The following is a 13,624-nucleotide window of genomic DNA, read 5'->3' as shown; positions in this document are numbered from 1 at the left end:
TAATTTTTATTTTTTTTGAAAGAAATGAAAGTTGTGCATCAAATTTGCAAACTAGCTTTTATACTTAATTAACAAAGTATAATCTTAATTACTCAAATTTATTTAATTTAAAATCAGACACTTATGAAAACTCTTTTTTCTTTCATGTTTGCGACGATATTATTCTTCGCTATCCAATCAGAAGCTGCAGCTCAACAATATTTCACGTATGATGGTGATGTTTTTTCTGTACAACTCAAAACAAATAGTGCAAATACTCAAGTAATGGAAGTGTTCTTTTCTAGCAAAGGAGAATGGCACAAATTTGATATTATTGATTTTCACGATTTAGAAGATACTAGTGAAGGAGGTTTTCTTTACACAGTAAAAGATGGCAAAGGTGATACGTATGATGTAGATTATTACCGTAATCAAAATTATATTATTGTGTATGCAAGCGACCACAGTACACAGTGGACACTTTATAAAAGATAAGAGGGTTACTCCCAAAAAATATTCAAAAAACATCTATCAATAATTTGGTAGATGTTTTTTTTATGCAACATAAAATTTTGATAAATACTTTTTTACCCCCCTAAACAACTATATTTTACCGAATACTTGAAATATAATTATTACTGCTTTTTTTATAAAAATACTATGTTTCTAAAACAAAAATAAAAAATATCTTAAAAATAGCACATTGTTTGTGAATAATTTTGTGTGCTTAATTACTAATGTTACTACAACCTAAATTTAAACAGTATGAAAATTTTGTTTTCCTCTATGTTTGCAATGATGCTAGTATTCGTCTTGCAATCTAATGCCTCAGCTCAACAGTATTTTACGTATGATGGAGATGTATTCTCTGTACAACTCAAAACAAATAGTGCAAATACTCAAGTAATGGAAGTTTTCTTTTCTAGCAAAGGAGAATGGCATAAGTTTGACATTATCGACTTCCACGATTTAGAAGATACTCATGAAGGAGGTTTTCTTTACACAGTAAAAGATGGTAAAGGTGATATCTATGACGTAGATTATTATCGCAACCAAAATTATATCATTGTATATGCAAGTGACCACAGTACACAATGGACACTTTATAAACGATAAATAACTTTATTGTTAAAAATATTTTAAAAAACACCTATCAGCTATTTTATAGGTGTTTTTTTGCTTTTATTTTCACAAAATCTTCTGTTGCCATTTCCAAGCTGAAAGCATCATTTCTTGAGTTTGACACTTGTAGTAGTCAAAATACCTAAATTGAATCGTATTGGCACTTTTTTTTTTAAAAATGTAGTGCGAAAAGATGTTGTAAATATCCTTTTTTTATGCTAAACTTGCCTTTTTGTTTTCGACACCTAATTTTAGTATTCCTATGGCATTTTTATGAAAAGACAAAAAAGGCAATGAGTATTACCTGCGTATCTGCAAAAATGTACGTAGTGGTAAAAAAGTACACCAAGAAACACTCTACAGTTTGGGTAAAGTGTCAGACTATAGTGCTGAGAGTTTGCAGCGAATAGGGACACAACTTTACGTTTTGGGAGAAGGCAATTTAGAAGATTTGGCTCACAGTTTAGCCAAAGAAGTGGGTCGTTATAACTATGGTTATCCGTTGGTTGTCAAACACTTACTTCGTACTTTTGGTATAGATACTTTTTTGGAAACGATACAATCTAAGCATCATTTGAAGTATAATTTATGGGAAATGGTCGTCTTAATGCTTTGCAATCGTTGGTCATCTCCCCTATCCAAGTTGGGAACTTACCATACACAGAGCGATTTTTTTGGGTTTAGAAAAGTTAGAACTTCAACATTTTTATCGGACATTGGACAAGTTGAGTCAGTATAGTGATGCTTTGCAGCGTTTGATTTATGAAAAAAATAAATCTTTTGAGTCCTATTGCTTAGATGTTGTTTTTTATGATGTAACCACTTTTTACTTTGATTCAGAACTTGTTGTAGAAGGTGCTTTACGTCAAAAAGGATTTAGTAAAGATGGCAAAATAGATCAGACACAGATAGTTTTGGGCTTATTGTTAGACAAAAATGGGCTGCCTGTAGGCTATGGTTTATATGCAGGAAATCAATATGAAGGACATACTTTAGTGAGTGAAATAGAAAAATTAAAGAAGAGCTATCCGATTGATAAAGTGATGGTGGTGACTGATAGTGGCATGTTGAATACTTCAAATTGTGAACAAATTAAAGAAGTATTGGGCTACGATTTTTTACTAGGAGGTCGTCTAAAAAGTTTGCCTAAAGCTATCAAAAAGCAACTTTTAGATAAAACAAGTTACCAAGTTTTGGAGCTAGATGATACTGAAGAAGAAGCTAAAAAAATATACATTCAGTACAAAGCTATCTTACACAAAGAACAAAAACTACTTTGTACATACAGTCCACAGCGAGCAAAAAAAGATAAAATCAAACGAGAAGAACGCATTGCAAAAGCTACTCAATTACTCAAAAATCCTTCTCAGTTAGAAAAAAAGGCAGCTCTTTATTTTTTGAAAAAAGAAGGGCAAAATAGCTATCGGCTAGATGAACAAAAAATAGCAGAGCAAGCCCTCTACGATGGTTTAAAAGTCATCACTTGTAGTGTCCCCCTACTACCTCAGAAGAAACAATGTTAGTGCAATACAAACACTTATATAAAATAGAGCAAAGTTTCCGAACCTTCAAGAGTTTTTTAGAAACTAGACCGATGTTTCATTGGACTGATGAGCGTATCAAAGGACATTTTGCTTTCTGTTATTTATCTTTTGCACTATTGCGTAACTTGCAATATCAACTCAAAAAAGCAGCTTTGCCTTATACTGAAAATGAACTTAGAAGACTACTCAATGCGATGCAAGTAAGTCATCTAAAACAAAATAAAGAGGATTTTTATGTTCGTTCAGCGATGAATCAAGAAACGGAAAGCATACTAAAGAAAATCAAACTTAAAAAACTACCTAATATGACAACTAAAAACTTGATAGACAAATACTTAACCTAAAAATGTAGTGCAACTAAAAAAACACAAAACATTGACTATCAGATACTTAAAAGCAAAAGCTGTCAAAGTCAAGAAAAAAGGCAACAGAGGAGAACATACAATTATTGAATGCATTGGTACTCTAAAAGTAACCGATGAAGCAGGACAAAGTGTAACAGAAACCTTTTTTGGTCAGTGTGCTTGTTAATTTTTCATTTTTAAAAGCATAAAAAATCCTTCAAAATAAAATTTTATTTTGAAGGATTTTTTAGTTTTGATTTTTCTTTCTTAAAAACGCATTCCCATTACTAAAATATCATCAATTTGAGAACGTTCGCCTTTCCAAGCCTTAAATTTTTCATCTAAGATTTGTTTTTGCTCCTCAACAGGCTTTTCATGAATTTCTTTTAATAGTAATTTGAAATTTTTACTCATAAACTTTTCAGACTTTTCGCCTCCAAATTGGTCTTGATAACCATCCGAAAAAATATAGAGCATAATTGGTTCGCTCAAATCTACTTCGTGGCGAGTATAATGTCTATCTAATTGAAACTGAACACCTCCAATAGGATATTTATCTCCTTTTATCACAGTCATTTCTCCATTTTTGAAATAAACCAAAGGGTTTTTTGCCCCCGAAAACTGTAACTTTTTGTTTTCTGTATCAATAACACAAAGAGCCAAATCCATTCCATCACGACTTCTATTTTCTTCTTGTCGTAATGCCTTTCTAACACTGTCATGAAGTTCGTTTAATATTTTATCTGATTCTATAACTCCTCTAGCACTTACAATCTCGTTGAGTAGGTCATTTCCAATCAATGACATAAATGCACCTGGAACGCCATGTCCTGTACAATCAGCAGCCGTTACGATTATTTTGTTTCCTTCTTTTACAAACCAATAAAAATCTCCACTTACAATATCACGAGGTTTGAAATAAATAAATGACTTTGGAATAGATTCTTTAATTTCTTCTACACGAGGTAATGCAGCATCTTGAATACGTTTTGCATAATTGATGCTTTCTGTAATACTTTGATTTTTTGCTTCAATGATTTCTTTCTGAACCGTAATTTCATTGGTTCTCTCTTCGATTGTCTTCTCTAAATCTCGGCTGTATCGCTCTAATTTTTGATGTAATTGTTCTTTTTCTGTAATTGATTCTTTGAGACGTTGTACATGCTTAATGGTTTTGGCAATAGTCGCTCCCAAATCATTAAAGTTAATTGGTTTGGTTACAAAATCAAAAGCTCCATTATTCATGGCTCTTCTAATATTCCTCATATCTCCATACGCTGAAACAATAACTGTCTGAACAGTTGGATTGACTACTTTTGTTTTGGAAAGCAGCGTAATTCCGTCCATTTCAGGCATATTCACGTCACACAGAATGACATCAATATTCGGATTATCTTTTAATTTTTCAAGTGCTTCAGAACCATTAGCAGCAAAAATAAACTCATATTCATGATTGCGAAGTTGCTTTCTGAATTTTTGTTTCATCAAAAGCTGCACATCTGGTTCGTCATCTACAACCATTAATATTGTCGGCATAGGGTAGTTTATTTTATAAGGAGGTGTATTTTCTTCAGACAAATTTTATAAAAATGGTCTTTTTTATAGGAATAATATAATAAGGCTTAGGCAAATTTAATGCAAAAAATTAGTTTACCCTAAACATACTCAAAAGTTAGGACACAAACAAAGGAAAACTATCGATTAATCAATTAAAACACTCGGTAAACTCTACAAAATTAAGAATAAATAAACAAGGAAAGGAACAATTATTACCAAAAATCAATTATTATTTAGTAAATTTAGAAACAGAAAATATTTTTTTTTGATTCAAATCAATATCATTACTCACCAACTGGTAACTATTTACTGGTAACTGATAACTGAAAAAATGCGTAGTTTTGCAGAATTCAAAGCCCTTTTTGATGAAGATTTACTTCCTCATTTAGAAGATTTGAAAAATGAACTTTCTTGGCGTAATATATTTCAATTTGGAATTGTGATAGCTCTTGCTATTATTTTGATTGTCCTTTTTGTGTTGATAGCTATGGAAATGGTAGCTGTTTGGGCTGTCATTTTGTTGTCTATTTTTTTGATTGCAGGAGCAATTTGGCAAGTACGCAAATTGGCAGACAGACGAGATATTCAGATACGCTACAAAAAATTAGTTAATTCAAAACTAATAGAATTTGTAGCTCCACGAGGAGAATATGATTCGGATGGTTTTGTTCCATACAAAGATTTTTTGGATAGTGAGCTATTCAAACGAGAACCTGATTATTATGGTGGAGATGATTTATTGACGACCAATCAAGGAGGCGTAGAAGTACAGTTTTCAGAAGTAAAAGCAGCTTGGGAAGAACAAAGTGAAGATATAAAAGGTAATGATTCTAGCCAATGGCACGTTATTTTTGATGGTATTTTTATGGTTTCTTCATTGAGTAAAAGTTTTCCTGATATGATTATTATTCCTGATGCTTCAAAGGGAAGTTTTGGTAGATTAGGATATGAAACCAAAAAAGCAAACGAACAACATGGAGAATTTGTAGATATGGAACATCCAGAATTCAATGATTACTTTACAGCGTATGCCAAAGATGCAAAGAAAGCTAAAAGTATGATAAGTGAAGATTTTATGGATAAAGCCGTCGAAATAGCCCAAACTATCGAAGAACCTATTTATTTTTCATTCAAAGGAAGAAAAATGTATGTCGCTATTCGTTATGACAAACCAATGTTTGAGTTTAATACGTATCTTGCCAACGTTACCAGTCCAGAAAAACCTTATGAAATCTTTAAAGAAATGGATTTTCTAGTCAGTATTGGTTCTTCTCTAAATAGTATGCAAAGAAGAGAACAATCTGATAATTTTGGAGGAATGATGGGAGGAATGGAAAATATGGGAGGAATGGGCAATTTGGGTTCTATGTCTTCACAAGATATTGGTCTAACTGATGAAGAAATCCGTGCTATGATGGAGGGAGAATAAAACTATTTCAATAAAAAAATTAATTACTATTTAGCTTATTTTAGGTCATGACTTTTTTTCAACGTATCAATAATTTTTACTTTTGGTTTTTTATAGCCTTTATAGCATGGATGTTTTTTTTAGATGGAAATGATGTTTTGAATCAAGTCCGTATGCGTCAAACATTAGAAGAACTACAAGCCGAAAAAGAGTATTACAGCAAACAAATTGAGCTTTTAGAAACAAAAAAAGCACAAATAAACGATGCCAAAAGCCTAGAAGAAATTGCACGAGAAAAATACCTCATGACAAAAGAAGGGGAAGATGTGTATGTAGTGGAATAATATAAAGGTAGAAGTCCGATTTTAGAAGTTAGAACTGAAAGTCAACGTAGCTAATTAACTCAATTTTATTTTCTATATTTTGCTTTGAAATAAATACACAGTAGTTCTTTTTTTGAACTGATGATATTTTTTAAATAATTGAACGCACTTGCGTTTATAAATGAGTTATGAGCAATCGCAGGAAAAAAAAGAACAAAAATAGTTCATCGTAACAAGCACTTTTCTAACAACTTGTGATTTTTCAAACTAAACAAAAAAAAGAGCTATTATTTACAGAGCATCAGCTTAACAAAATCATTAACTAACCTTTGAAAAAAATATTGAGCAAACGAAAAATTATAGGAACTCATTTAGTTTCGTTTTTAATATTGACAGTTATTTTATTCGTATCATCAGAACCATTATTGAATAAATTTGCTTCTGGAATTCATAACGTTGTAATGTGGCTGAACTTAATAATTTATGGAACAATTGGGATTCTAATTTTAACAATTATTTCGTGCATAATTTTTCTAAAAAAAATGACTCGAATAAAAGACTGATTTTGAATCGAAAATCAAATGTTTGTTTGAGAACAAGCGTTTTAGAACTAATAAAAAGCGAATGCTCATAACATTGGCTTAGCGAAAAATGGGCGTAACCTTTTGACACAGACATTTGAACATAAAATAAACTTTTAGAGGTTTAGCGAGGGAAGAAGCTAAGAAATCCCACTTTCGCTAAGCCATACCGTTGTGCATAATTGATAAAATGAATATCTGTACGTTTCAAATCTACCAATGTCGAATTACTGTTGATATAGATAAAACAACAGCATATTACGCTGAACAAAATCTAATAACAGACGATTGTGATTGTGACGATTGCAGACATTATGCAGAAGATGTGATTAATAAGGATGTAAGAGTTTTCCAGATACTCTCAAAAATGGGAGTGGATTTGGCAAAAAATGAAAACAATCAACCAAGTGGTGTTTGGCATACTGGGTCTCGTGACAAGTTTAAAAACTCCTACATTCATTACTACAAGATTTTTGGAACAATTGGCAAAACAACTTTATCAACTCTAAAAACAGATGAGAACGAACTGAAAAGTGTTGAGTATTTTAATAACGAAACAGACTCATACACCAACTACATTTTTCGACAAACAGAGGATGATGAAATTGAGTGCCAAATTAACATTGAATGCGACCGAATATAAAAACTTCCTACAACGTGATTTTATCAACATAAAAAAAGACAATTTTAAATTAAAAAAATAAAACTATACCTAACATTGTTTAGCAAAAATGAGCTTAACGTTTTGACACAGGCATTTGAACATAAAATAAACTTATTAAGGTTTAGCGAGGGACGAGCTAAGAACTCCCACTTTCGCCAAGCCATACCGTTATGAGCAATTAAATGAAATACGTAATATTCATACTGTCTCTCTCAATTTTTTTTTCTTGTAATAATCAGAAAGAAAATAACTCTGATGCCATTGAAAATAAACAACAGAATACAGAAAAGAATTATAAAGGTCAATTTTACTCTGACTTCGACATATTTACAGGAAATGGAATAAATCCTATTGCACAAAATGAATCTAAACTCTTTCCTAAAATAGAACTCATAGAACGAAATGATTCTCTTCTTGTAAATTTTTGGTTTGATGATTTAATAGAAGGAGAAGGTTCTCTCTTTTTCAAAAAAGAATCAAATTATTTTTATAGAATAGATACATTAGAGTTTGATGGTCAAAAAAGTATTTGGTATGAGTATCACACACAAAATCAAGTAATACAATTCGAAAAATACTTTACCAATAAGAATAGATCAGAGTTTAAACTTTCAGCATCTCTTTTAACCAATAACAAATTTCAAGAATTTAATTTACTCGTAGCTGATTCAATGAATATTGGATTTAACTCACATCTCCTATCAGACAAGCCAAAGAAATCAGAAATAAATTTAAGTGAGACTAATTTTGATGAAATTAGCCCAAGAGTTCGACTGAATGAATTTTCAATATTTTGGCATCATTTCCTTTGTTCGGGAAAATATTGGATTGGATATGGAGTTAGTTGTGAGTATTTAGATTAAAAAAAGAAAATAACAATGGCTCTCACTCGTTTGTCAATAAGTGAGTAAAGATATTTTGAACTGAAAAAAAATATAATGAAAAATACTATCCTTCAAAAAGCTGTTATTGTATTACATATTGGAATATGTGTGTTTTTACTTTTAGGGCTTGTAGAAGAATTTGAAAAGGGAAAGAAAGTAATTTTGAATTTTGATTTATTTTCTCCTTATTTTTATAAAAATTTAGTCTATTGCATTGCCTTTCTTTTAGGCATTTTGTATATCCTAGATAGCATTAAAAAGGGTTTATCAAATAAAGAGTTAAGTATATTATTTTCCTTGTTCTTATTTATTTTTGCAACTCTATTCTCCTATATTCAAATTAATAGGATAAGTTGTACAATGTCTTCTGAAGTTAATGAACGTACTATTTCGGAATGGATAATGATGATTAGCTTTCCTATATTATTTTTATTGCTTTCATTTTCATCGTTAATTTACCCTATCAACAAATTAGAAAAGGAATTATATTTAGATTCAGAGTTAATACAAAACAATATTCCTAATTATTACTTTTGGCGTATTCATCATATCCTTTCTATTCTACTTTGCATTATTGCTTTTGGGACTTGTATCTATATTAATTACAGTTATGATGCAAGCTGGATTCCTTATTCAATTTCTACTTTCCTTTTTATTAATAGCATTTTACTTTGGTTTTTACCAAAATGGGGAAGTATATCATTTTCTATTTTATGTATGATTGTAATTTGTGGTATATACTACTTATTCATATCTAAGCCACCTAAAGCAATAATTCTGATTTGCATTCCTCTATTCATGACTTTATCATTCGGAAGTATTCCATTTATTTTGCTCAATAAAGATGCTCGCAGAGAGTGGGAAATGAAATAATGCAATTTTTTATATAGGAAAAAGCAAATCATTTTTCCCATGACCTTTCTACATTTTGCATTTACTTCTGACTTCTAAAATCTAACTTCTAACTTTATTTTTATCCCATCTTAAAACCAATCACGAGGACATCGTCTATTTGTTGGCGTTGTCCTTTCCAACGCATAAATCCACGCTCTAAAAGTTGCCTTTGTGCTTCCATGTCTTCTGCATAAATATCTCTCAAAACTTGACGAAAGCGTTTTTTCATAAACTTATCATCGTGTTTTCCTCCAAACTGGTCTTGATAACCATCAGAGAAAATATAAAATGATGTTGGTTCTGTTACTTGAATGATATGATCCTTAAAAGTAGGTGTATTTTTGAGATATTTTCTTGAATACCCTCCAATTCCTCTAATATCACCTTTTTGTTGTTTGACATTTCCATTTTGTATATAAATCAGAGGGTTTTTTGCTCCTCCAAAAGTTACTGTATTATTTTGTTTGTCAATTACACAAATTGACATGTCCATTCCGTCACGACTTTGTGTTTCATTTTGACGCAATGTTTTTCTTACAGACTTGTCCAATTCTTCCAAAATCATAGCAGGAGTCATTACCCCCATCACATTGACAATTCTATCCAAATGTGTTTCGGCAATAATAGACATAAATGCCCCTGGAACACCATGTCCTGTACAATCAATCGCTGCAATAATAGTTTTGCCTTCTCGCTCTGTAAACCAATAAAAATCTCCACTTACAATATCACGAGGTAAGAACAAAACAAAGGCCTCAAAGGCATCTTTCAAAATAGACAAAGGTGGCAAAAGTGCATGCTGAATTCGTTTGGCATAATTTATACTGTCTGTGATATGTTTATTCTTTTCTTGAAGAGCAGTTCTGTTTTCATCTATTTCGTGTTTTTGTTCGGCGATTTGTGTATAGGCTTGTGAGTTATCCAAAGCAATTACGATATAGGTAGCCAAATTTCGTAGAATCGACAAATGTGTTGTGTCAAAAGCATTTTCTTTATAACTCTGAACACTTACGACACCAATTTTTCGCTCTCCCAAAACTAAAGGAAGATAAACAACAGAAGAAGTAGTTTTTCCAAAATTTGGACTTGGTTTTTCTTCCATATATTTCAAATACTCTTGTTGAATATTATGAATAATAACTTCACGTTGCTCATTAAATGATTTTACAGCTAACTCATTCTTATCATTCAAATCCAAAACATGAAAAGGCAATACATTTCCATTTTCAATAAATCCAGACACAGTCAAGTAATTTGCATCCTCATCAAAAAGAGCTACTCCAAAAGCATCAGCAGGCATTACTTTTTGAATATTCTCATAAACTGCTTTAATAATTTCTTTGTGATGCAAACTAGCCGTTATTTGCCTTCCAATATCACTCAATAAACGAATATTTGCATACGCATTTTCTAATTGGTCACGCTGAACACGCAGTTCTTCGGTAGTTTCTAAAAGTTCTCCAGTTCTTTCTTTTACTGAGTTTTCTAATTTAACATTTCGTTCTCTGATAGATTTTGTTCGGAAATAATAAATTGACCAAAACCCACCAGCAATAATTAAAATAACAACAATTCTGAATCCCCATGTATTCCAAAATGGAGGTCGCATTCTAATTTTGACAGATGCTCCTTCATTATTCCAAAGTCCGTCATTATTTGCAGCACGAACTACAAATTTATATTCTCCTTTTGGTAAATTGGTATAAGAGGCAAAACGACGGTCATTTACTTCATTCCAGTTTTCTTCAAACCCCTCCAAACGATAGGAATACCTATTATTTTCTGGATGTAAAAAATTAAGTGCTGTAAACTCAAAGGTAATTACTTGGTCTTCATAATCCAGAGTTATTTCATCAACAACTGAAATATGGTGTTCAAGAGGCGAATCTTTATTATTTTCATCTCTAACAGGAACAGACTTATTAAAAACCTTGAAATCCGTCAAGACAACAGGAGGAAGATAATTATTTGACTTTACTGTGTCTGGATGAAACATAGTTAGTCCACCGATTCCACCAAAAAACATCATTCCATCATTTTTTCTCAAATGAGAAGCACCCGAATTAAACTCATTGCTTTGTATTCCATCTTCAATATTAAATTCCCAAACAATACTATCCCCAATATCAAATTTCAAGATTCCATTATTGGTACTCATCCATAGATTTTCTTTTTTATCTCCCAAAATTCCATGAATGACTCGACCAAGTTTTTGGTCTAACTCTCCAAAATGTAATGCTTTTTTAGTTCTTGGGTCAAAACGATTCAATCCATTTGGTGTTCCTAGCCAAAGATAACCTGATTCATCCTCCCAAATAGTTCTGATTGAATTACTACTAATACTTGTGGGATCATCATCTTTGTAAGAAAAATTTTCAAAAGAAAGGATATTTCCTTTGCTATCTCGCTTTGCAAGGCTAATTCCTCCTTCTTCTGTACCTATCCATAGATTTCTATTTCGGTCTTCAAAGATAGTACGAACGCTACCTCCTGCTAAAGAAGTTGCATCATTTTTATTATGCGTAAAATACCTAAAACGATATTTTTTAGTCGTATCTTTTTTTGTTTCTAAATAATTCTCTGTTCTATCTTCATACACTTCATTTAGTCCTTTTCCTAATGTTCCTATCCAAATTTTGCCATAACTATCTTTATACATTGTATAAATGATATTTCCACTTGGGGAAGTATTCAAGCTATCATTTCCTTTTGCTACAAAAGTCTGAAAATCTATAGGAATATGAGTTTTTTTATCAAGTGTGGCTCTAAAAATTCCGTTGTTTATTACTGCTCCCCACAAAACAGAATCTCCTTCATTTAGAGAAGCTACGACATCCCTATTATTTGGATTTTGAAAAGAAGAAAAGAAAGTACTGTAATTGAAAGCTGAATCTTTTGCAGTATTTAGATAACTCCAACCATCGGCAGTTCCTACCCAAAGGTTATTTTTATCAGAGTTTTCTATACTCCACACCCACGCAGGAGGAAGGCTATTTGGATTTTCAGGGTTATGGCGAAAGGTTTTGAATTGCTTGGTACGAGTATTTACTTTAAAAATACCATTTTTATTTGTTCCTATCCATAAAAGTCCAGATTTACTTTTTGCAATAGCTCTGAAAGAGCCATAATTATCGAATGTATTTCCTATATTTTGTCTTGTATAAGTATGATTATTTTGATTGAATTTGCCGAGTTCAGACACTGAAATAATCCATAAGTCACCGTCTTCATCTTGTTCTATTCCTTCAATAGGAAAAGGGGATGCTTTATATTCTGAAATATTATCTCCTAATCTATTGTACCTACCAATTCCATCTTTTGTACCTATCCAAAGAGCCTTAAAACGGTCTTCAAAAAAACAGGTAACTTGTCCATTAGGTAAAGTAGAAAAAGTAGAATCAGCTAAAAATACTCTAAAATTATTTGTTTTGGGTTGATAACGAGCTACTCCATTTTCAGTCCCTATCCAAACATTTCCCTTTTTATCAGTGTGAAGTGCTGTAATGGCATTATGTGGAATAGAATTAGGTTTTCCGTCAGCATAAAATCGTTCAAATGTTTTGTTTTTTCTATCAAATTTATTGAGTCCATTTTGAGTTCCTACCCAAATAATTCCCGTTGTGTCTTCTGTAATTGCGTTTACATCATCATGAGAAAGACTTTTATTATTCTTAGCTTGATAGGCATAATTTGTAAAATTATCAAAATCAAGATTGTACTTTGAAACCCCTGCTTCTGTTCCTACCCAAATTGTTCCATCTTTAGATTGAAAAAGCGTTTGTATATTGTTATTAGGAAGAGAGGTAGTATCTCCTCGTTGTAATTTGAATACTTTAAATTTATAGGCATCGTATCTATTTAATCCGTCTTGCGTTCCAAACCACATAAAACCTTTTTGGTCTTGTAAAATAGAAAGCACCGTCGACTGGGACAATCCTTGATCGATACTTAGATGCTCTGCCTCTAAAGGCGTATTTCCAAAATCGGTAAATTGTGCAAAAGAAAAATTAGAATAGGCAGAAAAGCTATATATAATTAGAATACAGAAAAGTAGGCGAATGTACCTCATGTATTTCACTGGGGCTAAAATTTTAATAGAATCAATTAAATTTATTTATTATTATGGAAAAATACGCAAAAATTGATGCAAAATGAAACAAAATGACTTTTTAAATACTCTCTTTCGGTAAAATTGTTTTTTTATTAGGTAGAAAAATATTGTAAAACTTTACAACTACACCTTTTCAAAATAAAAAAGGCTATATATTTCTAATTAATTAGAAATATATAGCCTTTACTTTTATACAAAATCAATGCTGAATTT

13 protein-coding genes are annotated in these 13,624 nt (G+C 31.4%); 11 read left to right on the top strand and 2 right to left on the bottom strand.

The annotated features are described in order from the left end of the window. The first annotated feature begins 123 nt into the window (after positions 1-123). The 6 genes from ACE193_RS14400 to ACE193_RS14375 all read left to right on the top strand — a co-directional run bounded on the left by ACE193_RS14400 (position 124) and on the right by ACE193_RS14375 (position 3,176). Positions 124-474 (top strand): hypothetical protein, encoded by a 351-nt coding sequence (locus ACE193_RS14400; protein ID WP_375558920.1) that lies wholly within the window; start codon positions 124-126, stop codon positions 472-474. 270 nt (positions 475-744) lie between these two features. Beyond that, positions 745-1,095 (top strand): hypothetical protein, encoded by a 351-nt coding sequence (locus tag ACE193_RS14395; protein ID WP_375558919.1) that lies wholly within the window; start codon positions 745-747, stop codon positions 1,093-1,095. A gap of 379 nt (positions 1,096-1,474) precedes the next feature. Then, positions 1,475-1,840, top strand: a complete 366-nt coding sequence (locus tag ACE193_RS14390; protein WP_375558918.1) for a hypothetical protein — start codon at positions 1,475-1,477, stop codon at positions 1,838-1,840. After that, positions 1,776-2,624, top strand: a complete 849-nt coding sequence (locus ACE193_RS14385; RefSeq protein ID WP_375558917.1) for an IS1634 family transposase — start codon at positions 1,776-1,778, stop codon at positions 2,622-2,624. Before ACE193_RS14390 ends, ACE193_RS14385 begins: the two co-directional genes overlap by 65 nt. Beyond that, a complete protein-coding gene (locus tag ACE193_RS14380) occupies positions 2,618-2,989 on the top strand; it encodes a hypothetical protein (RefSeq protein ID WP_375558916.1) in 372 nt (123 codons plus the stop codon). Before ACE193_RS14385 ends, ACE193_RS14380 begins: the two co-directional genes overlap by 7 nt. Before the next feature lie 31 nt (positions 2,990-3,020). After that, the gene (locus ACE193_RS14375) at positions 3,021-3,176 is read left to right on the top strand and encodes a hypothetical protein (protein WP_375558915.1); all 156 of its coding nucleotides are present in this window, start codon (positions 3,021-3,023) and stop codon (positions 3,174-3,176) included. An 80-nt stretch (positions 3,177-3,256) separates the two neighbouring features. Here the strand turns inward: ACE193_RS14375 and ACE193_RS14370 are convergent, their stop codons facing one another. Continuing rightward, entirely contained in the window at positions 3,257-4,525 is a 1,269-nt protein-coding gene (locus tag ACE193_RS14370) for a response regulator (protein WP_375558914.1), read from the bottom strand. 352 nt (positions 4,526-4,877) lie between these two features. Here ACE193_RS14370 and ACE193_RS14365 point away from each other — a divergent pair, with 352 nt between their 5' ends. From ACE193_RS14365 to ACE193_RS14345, 5 genes are all read left to right on the top strand, one after another. Beyond that, positions 4,878-5,975 carry a DUF3137 domain-containing protein gene (locus ACE193_RS14365; RefSeq protein ID WP_375558913.1) on the top strand — a complete coding sequence of 366 codons (1,098 nt, stop codon included), beginning with the start codon at positions 4,878-4,880 and terminating at the stop codon, positions 5,973-5,975. A gap of 47 nt (positions 5,976-6,022) precedes the next feature. Continuing rightward, complete coding sequence (locus tag ACE193_RS14360) at positions 6,023-6,298, top strand: septum formation initiator family protein (RefSeq protein WP_375558912.1); 276 nt, start codon at positions 6,023-6,025, stop codon at positions 6,296-6,298. A gap of 750 nt (positions 6,299-7,048) precedes the next feature. Further along, on the top strand, positions 7,049-7,501 hold the full coding sequence (locus tag ACE193_RS14355; protein WP_375558911.1) for a hypothetical protein: 453 nt from the start codon (positions 7,049-7,051) through the stop codon (positions 7,499-7,501). A gap of 203 nt (positions 7,502-7,704) precedes the next feature. Further along, complete coding sequence (locus ACE193_RS14350; protein ID WP_375558910.1) at positions 7,705-8,385, top strand: hypothetical protein; 681 nt, start codon at positions 7,705-7,707, stop codon at positions 8,383-8,385. Between the two features lie 75 nt (positions 8,386-8,460). Further along, positions 8,461-9,279: a hypothetical protein gene (locus tag ACE193_RS14345; RefSeq protein WP_375558909.1), complete on the top strand. Its 819-nt coding sequence runs from the start codon at positions 8,461-8,463 to the stop codon at positions 9,277-9,279. Between the two features lie 100 nt (positions 9,280-9,379). On the opposite strand, the gene ACE193_RS14340 is transcribed toward ACE193_RS14345, so the two are convergent. Next, positions 9,380-13,369: a two-component regulator propeller domain-containing protein gene (locus ACE193_RS14340; protein WP_375558908.1), complete on the bottom strand. Its 3,990-nt coding sequence runs from the start codon at positions 13,367-13,369 to the stop codon at positions 9,380-9,382. Positions 13,370-13,624 lie beyond the last annotated feature (255 nt).

The sequence above is a fragment of the Bernardetia aquimarina genome, from assembly GCF_042180575.1.
In the GTDB taxonomy this organism is placed as follows: domain Bacteria; phylum Bacteroidota; class Bacteroidia; order Cytophagales; family Bernardetiaceae; genus Bernardetia.
This window is presented reverse-complemented; position numbering and strand designations above follow the sequence as displayed.

Coding starts and splice junctions, on each gene's coding strand:
- ACE193_RS14400 (WP_375558920.1), top strand. CDS start 124: ATGAAAACTCTTTTTTCTTTCATGTTTGCGACGATATTATTCTTCGCT.
- ACE193_RS14395 (WP_375558919.1), top strand. CDS start 745: ATGAAAATTTTGTTTTCCTCTATGTTTGCAATGATGCTAGTATTCGTC.
- ACE193_RS14380 (WP_375558916.1), top strand. CDS start 2,618: ATGTTAGTGCAATACAAACACTTATATAAAATAGAGCAAAGTTTCCGA.
- ACE193_RS14370 (WP_375558914.1), bottom strand. CDS start 4,525: ATGCCGACAATATTAATGGTTGTAGATGACGAACCAGATGTGCAGCTT.
- ACE193_RS14365 (WP_375558913.1), top strand. CDS start 4,878: ATGCGTAGTTTTGCAGAATTCAAAGCCCTTTTTGATGAAGATTTACTT.
- ACE193_RS14360 (WP_375558912.1), top strand. CDS start 6,023: ATGACTTTTTTTCAACGTATCAATAATTTTTACTTTTGGTTTTTTATA.
- ACE193_RS14355 (WP_375558911.1), top strand. CDS start 7,049: ATGAATATCTGTACGTTTCAAATCTACCAATGTCGAATTACTGTTGAT.
- ACE193_RS14350 (WP_375558910.1), top strand. CDS start 7,705: ATGAAATACGTAATATTCATACTGTCTCTCTCAATTTTTTTTTCTTGT.
- ACE193_RS14345 (WP_375558909.1), top strand. CDS start 8,461: ATGAAAAATACTATCCTTCAAAAAGCTGTTATTGTATTACATATTGGA.
- ACE193_RS14340 (WP_375558908.1), bottom strand. CDS start 13,369: ATGAGGTACATTCGCCTACTTTTCTGTATTCTAATTATATATAGCTTT.